We start from the raw sequence: 19,935 nt of genomic DNA, 5'->3' as shown, positions 1-19,935 counted from the left end.
TCAGCTTGACCGGGATGTTGCGTATGATGGGTACCGACGCGCCTTGATCAGACGGCCTCGGCGCCCGAGATGATTTCGATCAGTTCCTTGGTGATCTGCGCCTGACGCGTGCGGTTGTAGACCAGCGTCTGCTTGCGGATCATTTCACCGGCGTTGCGCGTCGCGTTGTCCATCGCGCTCATCTGCGCACCGTAGAACGAGGCGTTGTTCTCGAGCAGCGCGCGGAAGATCTGGACCGCGAGATTGCGCGGCAGAAGGCGGGTGAGGATCTCATCCTCTTCCGGCTCGTATTCGTAGGACGTGGTGCTGGCAGCAGCGCTCTCCTCGACGACCAGCGGGATCACCTGCTGGGCGGTCGGGATCTGCGCGATCACCGATTTGAAGCGCGAATAGAACAGCGTGCAGACGTCGAACTCGCCGGCCTCGAAGCGGGCCAGGACCTTCTTGGCGATGTCCTCGGCGTTGACGAAGCCGAGCTGGCGAACGCTGCGCAGATCGAGATGCTCGACGATCTGCTTGTCGAACTGGCGGCGCAGCTGCTCGTAGCCCTTGCGGCCGACGCAGAAGAACTTCACGTCCTTGCCCTGCGCCATCAGCGCCAGGGCGCGCTCGCGCGCCAGGCGCACGATCGAGGAGTTGAAGGCGCCGGACAGGCCGCGCTCGCCGGTGCAGACCAGCAGCAGGTGAACCTGATCCCTGCCGGTGCCGGCCAGCAGAACCGGCGCGCCGGGCGAGCCCGCGGCGGCGCTGGCGATGTTGGAGATCACCGCGCTCATCTTGTCGGCATAGGGACGCGCCGCTTCCGCGGCGGTCTGCGCACGGCGCAGCTTCGAGGCTGCGACCATCTGCATGGCCTTGGTGATCTTTTGCGTCGCCTTGGTGGAGGCGATGCGGACGCGCATGTCTTTAAGTGACGCCATTCTTCGTTCACCCCGGCGGTTCGACCATTACGGCCAAGCCACTAGCCTATCCCAGTCGTCATGCCCGGGCTCGTCCCGGGCATCCACGTCCCGTCTTGCACGCCAATAGACGTGGATGGCCGGGACAAGCCCGGCCATGACGGTTGTTTCTTAAGCGAATGACTTCGCAAAGCCCTCGACAACCGACTTCAGCTTGGCAGCGGTGTCGTCGGTGAGGTCGCGGGTGTCGCGGATCGAGTTGAGGATCTCGACGTGCTTGCCGCGCAGCAGCGAGAGCAGGCCGTCCTCGAACGCGCGCACCTTGTTGAGCGGGAGCGGATCGAGATAGCCGTTGGTGCCGGCCCAGATCACGCAGACCTGCTCTTCCATCTTCAGCGGCGAGAACTGCGGCTGCTTCAGCAGCTCGGTCAGGCGCGAACCGCGGTTGAGCAAGCGCTGGGTCGAGGCGTCGAGGTCGGAGCCGAATTGCGCGAACGCCGCCATTTCGCGGTACTGCGCGAGCTCGCCCTTGATCTTGCCGGCGACCTTCTTGGTGGCCTTGGTCTGCGCCGACGAACCGACGCGCGACACCGACAGACCGACGTTCACGGCAGGACGGATGCCCTGGAAGAACAGGTCGGTTTCCAGGAAGATCTGGCCGTCGGTGATCGAGATGACGTTGGTCGGGATGTAGGCGGACACGTCGTTGGCCTGGGTTTCGATGATCGGCAGCGCCGTCAGCGAGCCCGAGCCCTGGTCCTTGTTCAGCTTCGCCGCGCGCTCGAGCAGGCGGGAGTGCAGATAGAACACGTCGCCCGGATAGGCTTCGCGGCCCGGCGGACGGCGCAGCAGCAGCGACATCTGGCGGTAGGCGACGGCCTGCTTGGAGAGGTCGTCATAGATGATGACCGCGTGCATGCCGTTGTCGCGGAAGTACTCGCCCATGGTGCAGCCGGTGAACGGCGCGATGTACTGCATCGGTGCCGGATCGGAGGCGGTGGCGGCGACGACGATCGAATATTCGAGCGCGCCCTGCTCTTCCAGCACCTTCACGAACTGGGCGACGGTCGAACGCTTCTGGCCGACGGCGACGTAGACGCAGTACAGCTTGATGTTCTCGTCGGGCTGCGCGTTGAGCGGCTTCTGGTTCAGGATGGTGTCGAGCGCGATCGCGGTCTTGCCGGTCTGGCGGTCACCGATGATCAGCTCGCGCTGGCCGCGGCCGATCGGGATCAGGGCGTCGATCGCCTTGAGGCCGGTCGCCATCGGCTCACTCACCGACTTGCGCGGAATGATGCCGGGCGCCTTGACGTCGACGCGCATACGCTTCTCGGCCTGGATCGGACCCTTGCCGTCGATCGGGTTGCCGAGCGCGTCGACGACGCGGCCGAGCAGGCCCTTGCCAACGGGCGCGTCCACGATGGCGCGGGTACGCTTGACGGTCTGACCTTCCTTGATCTCGCGGTCGGCACCGAAAATAACGACGCCGACGTTGTCGGTTTCGAGGTTCAGCGCCATGCCGCGGGTGCCGTTCTCGAACTCGACCATTTCACCGGCCTGGACGTTGTCCAGACCGTAGACGCGGGCGATACCGTCGCCGACGGACAGCACCTGTCCGACTTCGGAGACTTCAGCTTCCTGGCCGAAATTCTTGATCTGGTCCTTGAGGATCGCGGAAATTTCCGCGGCGCGGATGTCCATCAGCCTGCCTCTTTCATCGCGTGCTTGATCGAATTGAGTTTGGTGCGAAGCGAACCATCCACCATGCGGCTGCCCAGCTTGACGACGAGGCCACCGATGATCGAGGGATCGACTTTCACGTTCAGCGCGACGTCCTTGCCGGTCACCGACTTCAGGGCAACCTTGAGGGCATCGAGATTCTTGTCCGAGAGCGCTTCCGCCACGGTGACGTCGGCCGTCGTCTCGCCCTTGAACTTGGCGACGAGGGCGCGGTAGCCGCGGATGACGTCGGCCACCACGAACAGGCGGCGGTTGGCGGTCAGCACCTTGAGGAAGTTGGCGGAGATGCCGGCGATGCCGGCCTTGGCCAGCACGGCCGAGAGGGCCCGGGACTGGGCGTCGGCCGCGAACACCGGGCTGCGGACGAGGCGCTTGAGATCCGCGCTTTCGTTCAGCAAGGCATCGAATTTGTCGAGATCGGCTTTGACCTCGTCGACCACTTTCTGGTCGCGGGCCAGTTCAAACAAGGCCGTTGCATAACGGCCGGACACACCAGAAACGGACGTATCTTCTGCAGCCACAGACGCGCTCTTTTTGCTGTCAAACTCGCAAGGGAAAAACCGTCGCCACGAAGCGGCGCCTAGCGATCCAAGCCCTTGGAATTCAAGCGGGACTTCGATTTTCGACCAGCACGGGAGGTGCCGGGCTCGTTAAAATCGCGGCTTTGCTAACATAGCAGGCGCGCAGGTGCAACATGACGCCAAATTAAAGGCACGAGGTTCTCTCGCCAGTTCGTCGCAGCGAACGACGCCGCGAGGGCGGCGCTGACGCGTCCGGACCGACGACCTCCCGCGTCGCGGAAATTGCCGGAAGCCTCCCGGCGGTTGGTTCCTGCCCCCAGCGCATAGCGGCCATGAACACGGATCACTGAGGCGTGATTCCGACGCCGCCGGTTCCACTGGCCGAATACTTACCGAATTCTGAACAATCGAAACGATCACTTCGATTTACAGTATTTAGAAGTAATCATGAGGTTAATGAATCGTTAAAGCCAAAGATTACGGAACATCCTCTGATTATCGCACAACGGTAACAAGATGTTTCATGACGAAACATACCCAATTTACTGCCCAATTCACGCCTCATTGGGAATCGAAACGCCAAACCGCTCACAAACTGATGGGGGCTCCACTAGCCACATATGTGGCAATACTAGCTTAGGGACCAGTAAATGCTGTCTTTGAAGACGCTGGGCTTTGTGACCCGGCCGCGTACGGCGATCGCTTTCGTCGCCGCAACCCTTCTCGTCGGTGGAACCGCCACCGAAGCTTCCGCCAAATCCCGGCATCACCGGCATCATCATCACCGCCACCACGCCCAGACCGACACCAACGCGACCTCCGATTGGCGCAACGCCAATGCGTCGATGACGCCGACCTCCGGCGCGGGCCGCAGCTTCTCCGGCGTGGCTTCCTTTTACGGCAACGAGTCCGGCAGCCGGACGGCGTCGGGCCAGCGCTTCAACCAGAACGCCATGACTGCGGCGCACCGTTCGCTGCCGTTCGGCACCAAGCTGCGTGTCACCCATCGCGGCCAGAGCGTGGTCGTCACCATCAATGACCGCGGCCCGTTCATTCGTGGCCGTGTCCTCGACCTCTCCACGGGCGCTGCCCGCGCCATCGGCCTCACCGGCGCCGGCGTCGGCCGCGTCACCGCGGAAGTCGTCTCCTAACGGGCGATCAACGCCTTTCCTCACACGCGCAGTTTCCATCAGTTTGCTGCGCGCGTGAGACAAGCCCGTGGTCTTGGGGGACCGCGGGCTTTTTTATTGGGCTCGGCGCGTGTCCCGGACAAGCAGCAACGCGCGCGCGTTGCTGCGCAGAGCTGAAGGGCGCTGCGCCGCGTCCGGGGCACGCGAGGAGAGATTTGCGCACCACTCTCTCACCGTCATTGCGAGCGCAGCGAAGCAATCCAGAATCTTTCCGCCGAGAGACTCTGGATTGCTTCGTCGCAAGAGCTCCTCGCAATGACGCGGGAGAGAGAGTGTCGCTACAAGAAGCTCTGCGGATCGACGTCCACTTCGAGCTTGAGATTGCCCGTCGCCTTCGGGCACACCGCGAGCCAGCGGCGCAGATAGTCCGACAGATCGAAACCGCGCGCCGATTTCACCAGGATGCGGAAGCGGTAGCGGCCCTTGATGACGGCGAGCGGCGCTTCCGCCGGCCCCAGCACCACCACGCGTTCATCGCGCGGCGCCAGCGCGACGAGCTTGCGGCCGAAACCTTCCGCGCCCGGACGGTCGCCTGCCGAGATGATCAGGCTCGCGAGCCGGCCGAACGGCGGATAGAGCGTCTTCTCGCGCAGCTCGATCTCGCTGTCGTAGAAGGCCTCGCGGTCGCAGGCGATCAGCGCCTTCATCACGGGATGATCGGGCTGATGGGTCTGGAGGTAGCCGACGCCGCGTCCCTGCTCGCGTCCGGCGCGGCCGATCACCTGATTGAGCAATTGCCAGGTGCGCTCCGCCGCGCGCGGATCGCCGTTGCTGAGGCCAAGATCCGCATCGATCACGCCGACCAGATTGAGCCGCGGGAAATTGTGGCCCTTCGCCACGAGCTGCGTGCCGATGATGATGTCGACGCGGCCCTCCGCGATCTCGGCGAGCTCCGAGCGCATCGTCTCGATCGAGGTGATGAGATCGCTGGACAGCACCATGGTGCGCGCTTCCGGGAACAGCGCGGCCGCCTCCTCCTGCAGGCGCTCGACGCCGGGACCGACCGCGACCAGCGATTCCTCGGCGGAACAGTTCGGGCAGATGTGCGGACGCGGCATCGAGAAGCCGCAATGGTGACAGACGAGGCGCTGGCGGAAGCGATGATCGACCAGCCATGCATCGCAGATGGTGCAGGCGAAGCGATGGCCGCAGGCACGGCACAAGGTCAGCGGCGCATAGCCGCGGCGGTTGAGGAACAGCAGCGCCTGCTCGCGCCGCTCGATCGCGATTCTGATCTCGCCGGCAAGCCGCGGCGAGATGAAGCGGCCGCGCGCGGGCGGCTCGCGCCGCAGATCGATCGCCTCGATATGCGGCATGTGCTGGCCGCCGAAGCGCGAGGGCAGCGCGATGCGCTGGTAGCGGCTCTTGCGCGCATTGACCTCGGACTCCACCGAAGGCGTCGCGGAAGCCAGCACGACCGGAATCCTGGCGATGTGCGCGCGCACCACCGCCATGTCGCGGGCGTGATAATGCACGCCGTCGTCCTGCTTGTAGGCCTGGTCGTGCTCTTCATCGACGACGATGAGGCCGAGATTGGCATAGGGCAGGAACAGCGCCGAGCGCGCGCCGACCACGACCGGCGCGGTGCCACCGGAGATCGCCGCCCAATTGCGCGCGCGTGTGCGCGGCGTCAATTCAGAATGCCATTCGATCGGCCGCACGCCAAAGCGCTGCGCGAAGCGATCGAGGAACTGGCCGGTCAGCGCGATCTCCGGCATCAGGATCAGCGACTGTTTTCCACGGCGGATGGTTTCCGCGACGGCTTCGAAATACACCTCGGTCTTGCCCGAGCCGGTGACGCCGTCGAGCAGCGCGACGTGGAAGGTACCGTTGGCCGCGAGCGCGCGCATCGCATCCACGCCGGCACGCTGCAGCGGCGAAAAATCCGGCCGGCCGAAATCGGGATCGGGCGCGGGAGGGGGCGGAGGCGGCGGCATCGGCTCGACCGTGAGCGTGCCTTCGTCGACGAGGCCGTCGATCACGCCTGAGGAGACGCCCGCTTCCTTGGCCGCCTCGGACTTGCCGTGCAGCAGCCGGTCGGACAGCACCGCGATCAACCGCTGCCGTGCCGGCGTCAGGCGCTTCGGGGGATCGCCGACCAGGCGAACGCCGGCGCGCACCCGCTCCGGGCCGAGATTCTCGCCCATGCGCAGGCACATGCGCAGCACCATGCCGCGCGGGCTCAGCGTGTAATTGGCGACCCAATCCACCACCTGGCGCAGCTCGGGCTTGAGCGGCGGGATGTCGAGCTTCTCGCTGACCTCCTTGAGGCGATTGTGCAGGCGCGGATCGGGATTGGCGTTCTCGCCCCAGACCACCGCCAGCACCTCGCGCGGACCGAGCGGCACGCCGACGAGATCGCCCGCCTTCAGCTCCATCCCGCGCGGCACCTTGTAGGAATAGGTCTGGTCGAGCGCGACCGGCACCAGCACGTCGACCATGCGGGTCGCGTTGGCGGGGGCGGCGTTGCTGCGCGACGAATGATCCATGAGGGGAGAATCGGAACCGGGGGTGCTCAAGGCTAGCGCCACGGGCCGGCCTTAGCGAACGATAAACGAGTGTGATGCGATATACTGTACGGAATCACCACGTCCAGAGCGCATGAGCAAAGCGGCCGCCCCACAGATCGAGCTCGCCAGCGCCGATCCCTCGATCGCGCAGGAGATGGCACGCTGGCTGTCGCATCTCGGCGCCGAGCGGCGGCTGTCGCCGAAGACGCTGGAGGCCTATGGCCGCGACTTGCGGCAGTGCCTGGATTTCCTCAGCAATCATTGGGGCGAGCGCGTCACGCTGGCGCGCTTCGCGGCGCTGGAAGCCACCGACATCCGCGCCTTCATGGCGATGCGCAGGGCCGACGACATTGCCGGCCGCAGCCTGATGCGCGCGCTCGCGGGCCTGCGCTCGTTCGGCCGCTTCCTCGAACGCGAGGGCAAGGGCAAGGTCGGTGCATTGTCCGCAATCCGCGCGCCAAAGGTTGCGAAGAGCCTGCCGAAACCGCTGCCGATGGCCTCCGCAAAACGCCTGGCCGACGCCGACGAGCGCGCCGGCGAGGACCGCGAGACCTGGATCCTGGCGCGCGACGCTGCGGTGATGGCGCTGTTGTACGGCTCGGGCCTGCGCATCTCGGAAGCCCTGGGCCTGAAGCGCCGCGAGGTGCCGCGTCCCGGCGAAGGCGATGTGCTGGTCGTGACAGGCAAAGGCAACAAGACGCGCATGGTGCCGGTGCTCCAGAACGTGCTGGAGCTGGTGCAGGAGTACGTCGCGATGTGCCCCTATCCGCTGCCGGCGGATGGGCCGATCTTCGTCGGCGCGCGCGGCGGCCCCCTGAGCCCGCGCATCATCCAGCTGGCGATGGAGCGGCTGCGCGGCGCGCTGGGCCTTCCCGACAGCGCCACGCCACACGCGCTCCGCCATTCCTTCGCCACGCACCTGCTCTCGCGCGGCGGCGACTTGCGCGCCATCCAGGAACTGCTCGGGCATTCCTCGCTCTCGACCACGCAGGTCTATACCGGCATCGATTCCGAGCGACTGCTGGAAGTGTACGCGAGCGCGCATCCGCGGCGCTGACACACTCTCGTCATAGCTCGCGTGCCTCTTGCGCAGCAGCCGCGGTTCGGTCAAATCGTGGGAACCGATGCAGGAGAGACATGATGGGCGCCCACGAAAGCATGGAGCACGCCGAGCACGCTGAGCACGCGTCCGGCTCGAACAAGAAGATCGCGCTGCTGATCGCGGTGCTGGCGCTGTTCCTGGCGATCTCGGAGACGCTCGGCAAGGCCGCCCAGACCGAATCGATCAGCAAGAACGTCGAGGGTGCCAATCTCTGGGCATTCTTCCAGGCCAAGAGCATCCGCCGCACCGTGGTGATTACCGCGGCCGAGCAGGGCAAGCTGACGCTGGGCTCGCTGGCCGACGACGCCACCATGAAGCCGGCCGTGCAGAAGCAGATCGACGACTGGACCAAGACCGCACAGCGCTACCGCTCCGAGCCGGAGACCGGCGAAGGCACCGAGCAACTCGCGGAGAAGGCCAAGCACGCCGAGCATGCGCGCGACGAGGCGACCGCGAAATACCACCATTTCGAGCTGGCCTCAGCCGCCTTCCAGATCGGCATCGTGCTGGCCTCGGCCACCATCATCACCGGCATGCTCGCGCTGGCCTATGTCAGCGGCGTGCTGACGGTCGCCGGCCTGATCATGACCGCGCTCGGCCTGTGGTGGCCGCATCTGTTGCATTTGCATTGAGGGCTACGGCCGACGCTATTAATCCCGTCATCCTGAGGTGCGAGTGGCGCGATGCAAAAAGCATCGCGCCGGGAGCCTCGAAGGATGAGCTGCCACCGCGCAGAGAGAGCCGGGCCGTCGCCCTTCGAGGGCCGCTGAAGAAGCGGCCACCTCAGGGCGACGGTGAGAGAATGATTGTGCCGGCGCTCACCGCGCTTCGTGCACGCTCTTGCGGAAGCGCTGAATCAGGCGAAGCGTGCGAACGGACCACCCCTGCCCGTTGCCGGCGATCAACTCGCGGATGCGGCGCTTGATCGGATCGACCAGTTCGGCGGCCTTGGCGCGCACCTTCAGCACCAGATCATAGATCCGCTCGAACCAGTGCATCTCCAGCAGCTTGTGGCGCGTCACGTCGAACACGAAGGCGGTGACGCCGACGCCGACCAGCTTTGCGAACACGATCATGAAGACCGCGCTGGTCCAATATTCGTGCGCGAGCAGCCACAAGCCAACCAGCTTGAGCGGAAACAGCGGGACGATGGGGACCGCGAACACGATCAGCGTCATGGCCGGCGACAGCGCATTGACGCGCTCCGTCAGCCAATGCTTGAACCGCGCGAGCGGGATGGCTGCGACGACCCTGGCAACGATCGGCTCGAGATGGTCCCACAGCCAGGCTTCGATCAGGAAGATGATCGCAAGCAGGACCCAGACCGGTTGAAGGAGGCGGCGCAGCATGTGTTTCCCGCCCGATTCGGTGCTGGGCGTGCCTACATATGGATGGCCCGCTTGCCGACCGCAAGCGCGGCTTCCTTGACGGCCTCCGAGCGGGTCGGATGGGCGTGGCAGGTGCGCGCGAGATCCTCGGCACTGCCGCCGAATTCCATGAGAACGCAGGCTTCATGGATCATTTCGCCGGCTTCGCGGCCGATGATGTGAACGCCGAGCACGCGATCGGTCTTCGCATCTGCGAGAATCTTCACAAAGCCGTCAGTGGTCTGGTTGACCTTGGAGCGGCCATTGGCGGTGAACGGAAACTTTCCGACGGTGTAACCGACGCCCGCCTGCTTCAGTTCCTCCTCGGTCTTGCCGACGGAGGACACTTCCGGCGTGGTATACACGACGCCCGGAATGACGTCGTAGTTCACGTGGCCGGCTTGGCCGGCGATGATCTCGGCGACTGCAACGCCCTCGTCCTCGGCCTTGTGCGCGAGCATCGGGCCCGCGACGACGTCGCCGATGGCATAGACGCCCTTCAGGCTGGTGGCGAAATGCGGATCGATCTGCACGCGGCCGCGCGCGTCGAGCGCGACGCCGGCCTCCTTCAGACCGAGACCGTCGGTGTAGGGCACGCGGCCGATGCAGACGAGCACGACGTCGGCTTCCAGCGTCTCGGCAGCGCCGCCGGCAGCGGGCTCGATCGTCGCCTTCAGCGTCTTGCCCGAAGTGTCGACCGCGGTGACCTTGGCCCCCAGCTTGAACGCAAAGCCCTGCTTCTCGAGGATGCGCTGGAATTGCTTGGCGATCTCGCCGTCCATGCCGGGCAGGATGCGGTCGAGGAATTCGACGACGACGACTTCGGCGCCGAGACGGTGCCAGACCGAGCCGAGCTCGAGGCCGATCACGCCGGCACCCACGATCAGCAGCTTGCCGGGGACCTTGTCCAGCGACAGCGCGCCGGTGGACGACACGATGCGCTTCTCGTCGATCTCGATGCCCTTCAGACGCGCGATGTCGGAGCCGGTGGCGATGACGATGTTCTTCGCTTCGATGACTTGCGACTTGCCGTCGGCGGAGACCTCGACCTTGCCGGTGCCTAGGATCTTGCCGGTGCCCTTGAGCACGTCGATCTTGTTCTTCTTCATCAGGAACTCGACGCCCTTGACGTTGCCGTCGATGCCCTGCTGCTTGAAGTTCATCATCGCGGGCAGATCGAGCTTCGGCGACGAGACCGCCACGCCCATCTTGGCGAAGGAATGGCCGGCTTCCTCGAACATTTCGGAGGCGTGGAGCAGCGCCTTCGACGGCATGCAGCCGACGTTCAGGCAGGTGCCGCCGAGCGTGGCGTTCTTTTCGACCACGGCGACTTTCATGCCGAGCTGGGCTGCGCGCACCGCGCAGACGTAACCGCCCGGTCCGGTGCCGATGACGACGAGATCGTAGGTAGCCATGAGTGAAAGTCCCGTGAAGTTTGGCGTGATGAGGATGTGTCAGCGTCCGCCGGTGCGTCAGCGTCCGCCGGACACATCGAGAATGGCTGAGGTGACGTAGGAGGCCTCGTCCGACATCAGCCAGACGATGGCATTGGCGATTTCCTCGGCGGTGCCGACGCGCTTCATCGGCACCATATGGGCCAGGCGATGGGCGCGGTCGGGCTCGCCGCCGGCGGCGTGGATCTCGGTGTCGATCAGGCCGGGACGGATGGCGGCGACGCGGATGCCTTCGCCCGCGACCTCGTAGCCGAGGCCGACGGTGAAGGAATCCACCGCGCCCTTGGACGCGGCGTAATCGACATAGGTGTTGGGCGCTCCGAGCCTGGCAGCAACGGACGAGAGGTTGACGATGACGCCGCCCTCGCCGCCGTGCCTGGTCGACATCCGCTTGATAGCTTCGCGCGCGCAGAGGATGGAGCCGGTCACGTTCACCGCCATCACGCGCTGGATGCGCTCGGCCGACATTTCGTCCACGCGCACGCCGCTCTTGCCGACGATGCCGCCGTTGTTGACGAGCGCGCCAAGCGTGCCCAGCTCGTCGGCTTCCTTGAACAGGGCGAGGATGTCGCTTTCCTCGGCGACATCGCATTTCACCGCGATGGCCTTGCCGTTGGCGGCCTCGATCTGCGCGACCACCTCGTCGGCCGCCTTCTTGTTGCTGGCATAGCCGACCACGACGCGATAGCCGCGCGCGGCCGCCGCGATCGCGGTCGCCCGCCCGATGCCGCGGCTGCCGCCGGTGATGACAACGACCTTATCCGTCATGCGCACCTCCATGGTTCGACACGCGCCGCCGCGCTGATCGCGACGGCGCTCGCAGAGCAACAGGGATCAGAGATCGAGCACCAGGCGCGCCGGATCTTCCAGGCTCTCCTTGACGCGGACCAGGAAGGTGACGGCTTCCTTGCCGTCGATGACGCGGTGATCGTAGGACAGCGCCAGGTACATCATCGGGCGAACCTCGATCTTGCCGCCGACGACCATCGGGCGTTCCTGGATCTTGTGCATGCCGAGGATGCCGGACTGCGGCGCGTTCAGGATCGGGGTCGACATCAGCGAGCCGTAGATGCCGCCATTGGTGATAGTGAAGGTGCCGCCCTGCATCTCGTCGATCTTGAGCTGGCCGTCACGGGCGCGGCGGCCGAAATCGGCGATGCTCTTCTCGATGTCGGAGATCGACTTGTGGTCGCAGTCGCGCACCACGGGCACGACGAGGCCCTTGTCGGTGCCGACGGCGACGCCGATGTGGTAGTAGTTCTTGTAGATCAGGTCGGTGCCGTCGATCTCGGCGTTGACCGCCGGGATGTCCTTCAGCGCCTGCACGACGGCCTTGGTGAAGAAGCCCATGAAGCCGAGCTTGGCGCCGTGCTTCTTCTCGAACGCGTCCTTGTAGTGCGCGCGCAGCGCCATGACGTTGGTCATGTCGACCTCGTTGAAGGTCGTGAGCATGGCCGCGGTGTTCTGCACGTCCTTGAGGCGGCGCGCGATGGTCTGGCGCAGGCGGGTCATCTTGACGCGCTCTTCGCGGGCGGCGTCATCGGCCGGCGACGGCGCGCGAACCTGCACGGCGGCGGCGGGCTGGTTGACCGGGGTCGGCGCCGAGGCGGCGCGCTCGATCGCAGCCAGCATGTCGCCCTTGGTGACGCGGCCGTCCTTGCCGGAGCCCGGCACGGTCGAGGCGTCGATGCCGGTCTCGGCCGACAGCTTGCGCACGGACGGGGCGAGCGGCGCATCGGCCGGCGGCGCCTTCGGCGCAGCGGCGGCAGCAGCCGGAGCCGCGGCCGGCTTGGCGGGAGCGGCGGCGGGCTTGGCAGCACCGGCCCCCTCGGTGATCTGGCCGAGCAGCGCACCGACGGCGACGGTCGCACCATCGGCGGCGATGATCTCGCTCAGCGTGCCCGCGGAGGGGGCCGGGACTTCGATGGTGACCTTGTCGGTCTCGAGCTCCACCAGGGGCTCGTCGACGGCGACGGGATCGCCGGCCTTCTTGAACCAGCGGCCGATGGTGGCCTCGGTGACGGATTCGCCGAGCGTCGGCACACGAATTTCAGTCATGGTCTTTTCCTTAAGGAGATCGCGGTCTTGAATTCATGTGTCATCGCCCGCCTTGTGCGCGCTTGCGCACGGGGGCGGGCGATCCAGTACGCCGTGACGTCGATGAGCAGAACGAATGCCGCGGAGTACTGGATGCCCCGCCTTCGCGGGGCATGACTCAGTTTGAAATTGCCTAGCTCAGTGCTTCGTCCAGGAACGCCTTCAGCTGCGCCTGATGCTTGGACATCAGACCCGTGGCGGTTGCGGCGGAAGCGGCGCGGCCGACATAACGCGGACGCCGGCTCACGCCGTTCACCTGGTTCAGCACCCATTCCAGATAGGGCTCGATGAAGTGCCAGGCACCCATGTTGCGGGGCTCTTCCTGGCACCACACCACTTCGGCCTTCTTGAAGCGCGAGAGCTCGGCCACCAGCGCCTTCAGCGGCACAGGATAGAGCTGCTCGATGCGCATCAGATAGATGTCGTCGATGCCACGCTTCTCGCGCTCCTCGTAGAGGTCGTAATAGACCTTGCCGGAGCAGAGCACGATGCGGCGGATCTTCTCGTCCGGAACGAGCTTGATCGCCTCGCTCGGCAGCATCTGGGCGTCATCGTACAGGATGCGGTGGAAGGTCGTTCCCTTCGCCAGCTCTTCGAGACGCGACACCGCCCGCTTGTGACGCAGCAGCGACTTCGGCGTCATCATGATCAGCGGCTTGCGGATCTCGCGGTGCAGCTGGCGGCGCAGCGCGTGGAAGTAGTTCGCCGGCGTGGTCGGGTAGACCACCTGCATGTTGTCTTCCGCGCACATCTGCAGGAAACGTTCGAGGCGCGCCGAGGAGTGCTCCGGTCCCTGGCCCTCATAGCCGTGCGGCAGGAGGCAGACGAGACCGGACATGCGCAGCCATTTGCGCTCGCCCGAGGAGATGAACTGGTCGAACACGACCTGCGCGCCGTTGGCGAAGTCGCCGAACTGGGCTTCCCAGAGCGTCAGCGTGTTCGGCTCGGCGAGCGAATAGCCGTATTCGAAGCCGAGCACGGCCTCTTCCGACAGCAGCGAGTTGATGACCTCGTAATGGCCCTGCTGGCTGCCGAGATGGTTGAACGGCGTGTAGCGGCTCTCGTCCTCCTGGTCGATCAGGACCGAGTGGCGCTGCGAGAAGGTGCCGCGCTCCGAATCCTGTCCGGACAGGCGGACATGGTGGTTTTCCTGGAGCAGCGTGCAGAACGCCAGCGCTTCGCCGGTCGCCCAGTCGATGCCGGCACCGGTGTCGATCGCCTTGGCGCGGTTGTCGAGGAAGCGCTGGATGGTGCGGTGGACGCGAAAACCGTCCGGCACCTTGGTGATCTTGCGGCCGATGTCCTTCAGGATCGGAAGGTCGACGCCGGTGACGCCGCGACGCGCGTCCTCTTCCTGGTCGGCGATCTTGAAGCCGGACCACTTGCCGTCGAGCCAGTCGGCCTTGTTCGGCTTGTAGGAGGTGCCGGCCTCGAACTCGGCATCGAGCCGGGCGCGCCAGTCCGCCTTCAGCTTGTCGACCTCGCCCTCGGTGACCACGCCTTCGGCGATCAGGCGCTTGGAGTAGAGCGTGAGGGTCGAGGGATGGGCCGCGATCCGCTTGTACATCACCGGCTGGGTGAAGGCCGGCTCGTCGCCCTCGTTGTGGCCGTAGCGGCGATAGCACCACATGTCGATGACGACGGGCTTGTGGAATTTCTGCCGGAACTCGGTCGCGACCTTGGCCGCGAACACGACGGCTTCCGGATCGTCGCCGTTGACGTGGAAGATCGGCGCGTCGATCATCTTCGCCACGTCGGACGGATAGGGCGAGGAGCGCGAGTAGCGCGGATAGGTGGTGAAGCCGATCTGGTTGTTGACGATGAAGTGCACGGAGCCGCCGGTGCGGTAGCCCTTCAGGTCGGACAGGCCGAAGCACTCGGCGACCACGCCCTGGCCGGCGAACGCGGCGTCGCCATGCATCAGGAGCGGCATGACGGAGATGCGCATGTCCGGCGGATCGCCGTGCTGGTCCTGCTTCGCACGGACCTTGCCGAGCACGACGGGATCGACGATCTCGAGATGCGAGGGGTTGGCGGTCAGCGACAGATGGATCCGGTTGCCGTCGAACTCGCGGTCCGAGGAGGCGCCGAGGTGATATTTGACGTCGCCGGAGCCCTCGACCGCGTCGGGATTGGCCGAGCCGCCCTTGAATTCGTGGAACAGCGCGCGGTGTGCCTTGCCCATCACCTGGGTCAGCACGTTGAGGCGGCCGCGATGCGGCATGCCCAGCACGATCTCCTTCACGCCGAGATTGCCGCCGCGCTTGATGATCTGCTCCAGCGCGGGAATCAGCGATTCGCCGCCGTCGAGGCCGAAGCGCTTGGTGCCGGTGAACTTGGTGTCGCAAAACTTCTCGAAGCCTTCGGCTTCGATCAGCTTCATCAGGATGGCTCTGCGGCCTTCGCGCGTGAACGAGATCTCCTTGTCGGGCCCCTCGATGCGCTCCTGGATCCAGGCCTTCTGCGCGGCATTGCTGATATGCATGAACTCGACGCCGAGCGTCTGACAGTAGGTGCGCTCGCAGATCGCGGTGATCTCGCGCAAGCTGCCGTATTCGAGGCCGAGCACGTGATCGAGGAAGATCTTGCGATCGTAATCGGCCTCGGTGAAGCCGTAGGTGCGCGGATCGAGCTCCTCGCGGTTGCGCGGCGCTTCGATGCCGAGCGGGTCGAGCTTGGCATGGAAATGGCCGCGCATGCGGTAGGAGCGGATCAGCATCAGGGCGCGGACGGAGTCGCGCGTGGCCTGGAGGATGTCGGCGGAGGAGATGTCGGCGCCCTTTGCCTGCGCCTTGGCGGCGATCTTGGTGCCGACCGCCTTCTCGACTTCGGCCCAGTTGCCGTCGAGCGCCGAGGTCAGATCGTCCTTCGGCGTCAGCGGCCAGTTGGCGCGCTCCCAGGACGGACCCTGGGCGTTCTTCCGGACGTCAGAGGGCTGGTCGTTGAGGCTCTTGAAGAACTCCTGCCACTCGGCATCGACCGAGGACGGGTCCTTCTCGTAGCGGGCGTAGATTTCGTCGATGTAGGTGGCGTTGGTGCCCTGCAAAAAGGAAGACAAGGCAAAGGCTGCGTTCGCGTCCTGGCGAGACATACTGGAGTTCCTGGCGATTTCGGTTCGCGCATAACAAACGGCGCTGGCGCCGAGCTCCCCGGCAGAGGCTCGGCGCGACAGGCACCCTTTACCCTATTTGCTGCGAAACTTCGCCCGGAAAAGCACGAAGGAGTGAATTAGCCTTTCAACTTTTCGGCAAGCGTGTGCCCGAGGCGGGCGGGCGACGGGGACACTGTAATCCCAGCCGATTTCATCGCCTCGGTCTTGGAACCGGCATCGCCCTTGCCGCCCGAGATGATCGCACCGGCATGCCCCATGCGGCGGCCGGGAGGGGCGGTGACACCGGCGATGAAACCGACCATCGGCTTCTTGCGACCGCGCTTGGCCTCGTCCTTGAGGAACTGGGCGGCGTCCTCCTCGGCGGAACCGCCGATCTCGCCGATCATGATGATCGATTCGGTCTTGGGGTCGGCGAGCAGCATCTCCAAGACGTCGATGAACTCCGTGCCCTTGACCGGGTCGCCGCCGATGCCGACCGCCGTGGTCTGGCCGAGGCCTTCCTGGGAGGTCTGGAACACGGCTTCGTAAGTGAGCGTGCCCGAGCGGGAGACGATGCCCACGGAGCCCGTCTTGAAGATGTTGGCCGGCATGATGCCGATCTTGCACTCGCCGGCGGTCATGACGCCCGGGCAGTTCGGCCCGATCAGGCGCGACTTGGAGCCGGCCAGCGAACGCTTCACCCGCACCATGTCGAGAACAGGAATGCCCTCGGTGATGCAGACGATCAGCGGGATCTCGGCGTCGATGGCTTCGCAGATCGCATCCGCCGCGCCCGGCGGCGGCACGTAGATCACCGAGGCGTCGGCGCCGGTCTTCTCACGCGCCTCGCGCACGGTGTCGAACACCGGCAGACCCAGATGCGTCGAGCCGCCTTTGCCCGGCGAGGTGCCGCCGACCATCTTGGTGCCGTAGGCAATCGCAGCCTCCGAGTGGAAGGTGCCGTTCTTGCCGGTAAAGCCCTGGCAGATGACCTTGGTGTTCTTGTCGATCAGGATGGACATGAGGTCTGCTTTCGCGAACTAACGAGTGAGAGGTCAGTGGATGCGGCGGTAGACGCCGGTGAGCACGTCGGCCCAGCCTTCCGCGTCCGGCGAGAACTGGATCTTCAACGAATAGGAATCGTCGTCGATGATCTCGTAGACGTGGCGCGCATTGCCGCGGAGCGAGCCGCGCACCAGCGTCAGGGTCTTGCCGACCCACCCGCCCGAAGCGGGCGAGGGCGGCGTGTAGCCGAGCGAGTCGTACCAGAACAATTTGTAGGTCCGGTCGTCGGGATCGTAGGTGAAGATGCCGTGAGTGGCGAAGACCTGCTTGCCGTCGCGCATCTGAGCCGAATCCTGGATCAGGTAGAACCCGTTGAGGTCCATGCGGGCGACGACGCGAGAGGTCGCCGGCCCGCCTTCCGTCCAGCGCGACGGGAAGACCACCTCTTCGCCATTCCATTCGCCGGCGAACGCGGCGAGACGCGCGTGCTCGGGAAGCGGAGATGGTGCGGCGAGATGGTCCTGGGCCATGGCCTTAGCCTCCCTTGACGGCCTTCACGATCTTCTGCGCGGAATCGTCGAGATTGTCGCCCGCAACGACGTTCAGTCCGGATTCATCGATGATCTTCTTGCCGAGCTCGACATTGGTGCCTTCGAGGCGAACCACCAGCGGCACGTTGAGGCCGACTTCACGAACCGCCGCCGTGACGCCCTCGGCGATCACGTCGCACTTCATGATGCCGCCGAAGATGTTGACCAGGATGCCCTTCACGTTGGGATCGGCGGTGATGATCTTGAAGGCGGCTGCGACCTTCTCCTTGCTGGCGCTGCCGCCGACGTCGAGGAAGTTCGCCGGCGACATGCCGTAGAGCTTGATGATGTCCATCGTCGCCATGGCAAGACCGGCGCCGTTGACCATGCAGCCGATGTTGCCGTCGAGGGTGACGTAGTTGAGGTCGTACTTGGACGCCTCGATTTCCTTGGCGTCTTCCTCGGTCTCGTCGCGCAGCGCGAGCACCTCGGGGTGACGGAACAGCGCGTTGTCGTCGAACGACACCTTGGCGTCGAGCACGCGGAGCTGGCCCTGCTTGGTCACCACCAGCGGGTTGATCTCCAGCATCGACATGTCCTTGGCGACGAAGGCGGCGTAGAGCTGCGCGGTGAGCTTCTCGGCCTGCTTGGCGAGATCGCCGGAGAGCTTCAGCGCGTTGGCGACGGTGCGGCCGTGATGGCCCATGATGCCGGTGGCGGGATCGACCGAGAAGGTCACGATCTTCTCGGGCGTATTGTGCGCGACGTCCTCGATGTTGACGCCGCCTTCGGTCGACACGACGAACGAGACGCGCGAGGTCTCGCGGTCGACCAGGAGCGAGAGATAGAATTCCTTGTCGATGTCGGAGCCGTCCTCGATGTAGAGGCGGTTGACCTGCTTGCCGGCGGGGCCGGTCTGGATCGTCACCAGCGTGGCGCCGAGCATCTGCTTGGCGAATTCGGCAACCTCGGCGGCCGACTTGGCGATGCGCACGCCGCCCTTGTCGCCGACAGAGGCTTCCTTGAACTTGCCCTTGCCGCGGCCACCGGCATGGATCTGGCTCTTCACCACCCAGACCGGGCCAGGCAGCGCCTTGGCAGCAGCTTCGGCGTCGGCGGCTTTGAGGACCGGGACGCCCTTGGAGATCGGCACGCCGAACTCACCCAGCAGCGCTTTGGCCTGATATTCATGGATATTCATATGGTCGCTCCCTGAACCCGCGGGCGGTGACCTCATGGGCCCACCTCAGTCTTGTGGCTGGCATACCATATACCACAGGAACTGCAACCTGGATTCTTTGACTTCGAGATCTGGACTGCGCCGGAACCCGCCCGGTCACGGGCTCCGGAAGTGAAACCGCCGAAGACCGGGTTTCGATCTTCGGCGGGGTATTGCTTGCGGCTTAGCGGCCGAGAAGATCGGGGGCGATCTTCTTGCAGGCATCGACCAGGCCCTGTACGGCGCCGACCGACTTGTCGAAGGCCTCGCGGTCCTTGCCGGCGAGTTCGATCTCGACCACGCGCTCGACGCCCTTGGAGCCGATCACGACGGGGACGCCGACATACATGTCCTTCACGCTGTACTCGCCGTTGAGATAGGCGGCGCAGGGCAGCACGCGCTTCTTGTCCTTCAGATAGCTCTCGGCCATCGCGATCGCGGACGCGGCCGGGGCATAGAAGGCCGAGCCGGTCTTGAGGAGGTTGACGATCTCGGCGCCGCCGTTGCGGGTGCGGTCGACGATCTCGTCGAGGCGCGCCTGCGAGGTCCAGCCCATCTTGACGAGGTCGGGCAGCGGGATGCCGGCGACGGTGGAGTACTTCACCAGCGGCACCATGGTGTCGCCATGGCCGCCGAGCACGAAGGCGGTGACGTCCTCGACCGAGACGTTGAACTCGTCCGCCAGGAAGTAGCGGAAGCGGGCCGAATCCAGCACGCCGGCCATGCCGACGACCTTCTTGTGCGGCAGGCCAGAGGCCTTCTGCAGCGCCCAGACCATGGCGTCGAGCGGGTTGGTGATGCAGATGACGAAAGCGTCGGGCGCGTACTTCTTGATGCCGGCGCCGACCTGCTCCATGACCTTGAGGTTGATGGAGAGGAGGTCGTCGCGGCTCATGCCCGGCTTGCGCGGCACGCCGGCGGTCACGATGCAGACCTTGGCGTTGTCGAGCGCCTCGTAGGAATTCGCGCCGCTGTAGTGCGCGTCGAAGCCGTCGACCGGCGAGGACTGCGCGATGTCGAGCGCCTTGCCCTGCGGCACGCCCTCGGCGATGTCGAACATCACCACGTCGCCCAGCTCTTTCAGGCCGATGAGATGAGCCAGCGTTCCGCCGATCTGACCGGAGCCAATCAAAGCAATCTTGTCGCGCGCCATGTGAACCTGTCCTTTAGACACGTAAGGAGGGGAAAACTGAGACGGGTGGTTATCCCT

At 65.3% G+C, this 19,935-nt stretch carries 16 protein-coding genes; 3 read left to right on the top strand and 13 right to left on the bottom strand.

Annotated elements, in window-relative coordinates; genetic code table 11:
• Positions 1 to 47: 47 nt before the first annotated feature.
• The 3 genes from FJV43_RS17860 to FJV43_RS17850 all read right to left on the bottom strand — a co-directional run bounded on the left by FJV43_RS17860 (position 48) and on the right by FJV43_RS17850 (position 3,160).
• Positions 48 to 920: a F0F1 ATP synthase subunit gamma gene (locus FJV43_RS17860; RefSeq protein WP_061880208.1), complete on the bottom strand. Its 873-nt coding sequence runs from the start codon at positions 918 to 920 to the stop codon at positions 48 to 50.
• A 150-nt stretch (positions 921 to 1,070) separates the two neighbouring features.
• Entirely contained in the window at positions 1,071 to 2,600 is a 1,530-nt protein-coding gene (gene atpA / locus FJV43_RS17855) for a F0F1 ATP synthase subunit alpha (RefSeq protein WP_239628948.1), read from the bottom strand.
• Positions 2,600 to 3,160: a F0F1 ATP synthase subunit delta gene (locus FJV43_RS17850; RefSeq protein ID WP_131874110.1), complete on the bottom strand. Its 561-nt coding sequence runs from the start codon at positions 3,158 to 3,160 to the stop codon at positions 2,600 to 2,602. Before FJV43_RS17850 ends, atpA begins: the two co-directional genes overlap by 1 nt.
• Before the next feature lie 650 nt (positions 3,161 to 3,810).
• Between FJV43_RS17850 and FJV43_RS17845 the strand changes: the two genes are divergently transcribed.
• A complete protein-coding gene (locus tag FJV43_RS17845) occupies positions 3,811 to 4,311 on the top strand; it encodes a septal ring lytic transglycosylase RlpA family protein (protein WP_239628946.1) in 501 nt (166 codons plus the stop codon).
• A gap of 317 nt (positions 4,312 to 4,628) precedes the next feature.
• Here the strand turns inward: FJV43_RS17845 and FJV43_RS17840 are convergent, their stop codons facing one another.
• Positions 4,629 to 6,839, bottom strand: a complete 2,211-nt coding sequence (locus FJV43_RS17840) for a primosomal protein N' (RefSeq protein ID WP_239628944.1) — start codon at positions 6,837 to 6,839, stop codon at positions 4,629 to 4,631.
• 112 nt (positions 6,840 to 6,951) lie between these two features.
• Between FJV43_RS17840 and FJV43_RS17835 the strand changes: the two genes are divergently transcribed.
• Together FJV43_RS17835 and FJV43_RS17830 are read left to right on the top strand one after the other, a co-directional pair.
• Positions 6,952 to 7,917: a tyrosine recombinase XerC gene (locus FJV43_RS17835; RefSeq protein WP_239628942.1), complete on the top strand. Its 966-nt coding sequence runs from the start codon at positions 6,952 to 6,954 to the stop codon at positions 7,915 to 7,917.
• An 83-nt stretch (positions 7,918 to 8,000) separates the two neighbouring features.
• Positions 8,001 to 8,594: a DUF4337 domain-containing protein gene (locus FJV43_RS17830; protein ID WP_239629463.1), complete on the top strand. Its 594-nt coding sequence runs from the start codon at positions 8,001 to 8,003 to the stop codon at positions 8,592 to 8,594.
• Positions 8,595 to 8,780: 186 nt separating this feature from the next.
• Here FJV43_RS17830 and FJV43_RS17825 read toward each other — a convergent pair whose 3' ends face one another.
• The 9 genes from FJV43_RS17825 to mdh form a co-directional block, all read right to left on the bottom strand.
• Positions 8,781 to 9,311: a hypothetical protein gene (locus tag FJV43_RS17825; RefSeq protein ID WP_239628940.1), complete on the bottom strand. Its 531-nt coding sequence runs from the start codon at positions 9,309 to 9,311 to the stop codon at positions 8,781 to 8,783.
• Between the two features lie 32 nt (positions 9,312 to 9,343).
• A complete protein-coding gene (gene lpdA / locus FJV43_RS17820) occupies positions 9,344 to 10,744 on the bottom strand; it encodes a dihydrolipoyl dehydrogenase (protein ID WP_239628938.1) in 1,401 nt (466 codons plus the stop codon).
• A gap of 57 nt (positions 10,745 to 10,801) precedes the next feature.
• A complete protein-coding gene (locus FJV43_RS17815; RefSeq protein ID WP_239628937.1) occupies positions 10,802 to 11,551 on the bottom strand; it encodes an SDR family oxidoreductase in 750 nt (249 codons plus the stop codon).
• A gap of 66 nt (positions 11,552 to 11,617) precedes the next feature.
• The gene (gene odhB, locus FJV43_RS17810) at positions 11,618 to 12,841 is read right to left on the bottom strand and encodes a 2-oxoglutarate dehydrogenase complex dihydrolipoyllysine-residue succinyltransferase (protein WP_239628935.1); all 1,224 of its coding nucleotides are present in this window, start codon (positions 12,839 to 12,841) and stop codon (positions 11,618 to 11,620) included.
• A 172-nt stretch (positions 12,842 to 13,013) separates the two neighbouring features.
• Positions 13,014 to 15,971: a 2-oxoglutarate dehydrogenase E1 component gene (locus FJV43_RS17805; RefSeq protein ID WP_239628934.1), complete on the bottom strand. Its 2,958-nt coding sequence runs from the start codon at positions 15,969 to 15,971 to the stop codon at positions 13,014 to 13,016.
• Positions 15,972 to 16,108: 137 nt separating this feature from the next.
• Positions 16,109 to 16,993, bottom strand: a complete 885-nt coding sequence (gene sucD, locus FJV43_RS17800) for a succinate--CoA ligase subunit alpha (RefSeq protein ID WP_028177730.1) — start codon at positions 16,991 to 16,993, stop codon at positions 16,109 to 16,111.
• Between the two features lie 33 nt (positions 16,994 to 17,026).
• A complete protein-coding gene (locus FJV43_RS17795) occupies positions 17,027 to 17,506 on the bottom strand; it encodes a DUF1579 domain-containing protein (RefSeq protein WP_239628933.1) in 480 nt (159 codons plus the stop codon).
• 4 nt (positions 17,507 to 17,510) lie between these two features.
• Positions 17,511 to 18,707 (bottom strand): ADP-forming succinate--CoA ligase subunit beta, encoded by a 1,197-nt coding sequence (gene sucC, locus FJV43_RS17790; protein ID WP_239628932.1) that lies wholly within the window; start codon positions 18,705 to 18,707, stop codon positions 17,511 to 17,513.
• Positions 18,708 to 18,909: 202 nt separating this feature from the next.
• Positions 18,910 to 19,878 (bottom strand): malate dehydrogenase, encoded by a 969-nt coding sequence (gene mdh, locus FJV43_RS17785; protein WP_028177733.1) that lies wholly within the window; start codon positions 19,876 to 19,878, stop codon positions 18,910 to 18,912.
• Positions 19,879 to 19,935 lie beyond the last annotated feature (57 nt).

The organism is Bradyrhizobium sp. I71 (assembly GCF_022354745.1).
Taxonomy (GTDB): domain Bacteria; phylum Pseudomonadota; class Alphaproteobacteria; order Rhizobiales; family Xanthobacteraceae; genus Bradyrhizobium; species Bradyrhizobium liaoningense.
Note: the sequence above shows the minus strand (reverse complement) of the source record. Positions and strands in the feature narration are given on the sequence as shown.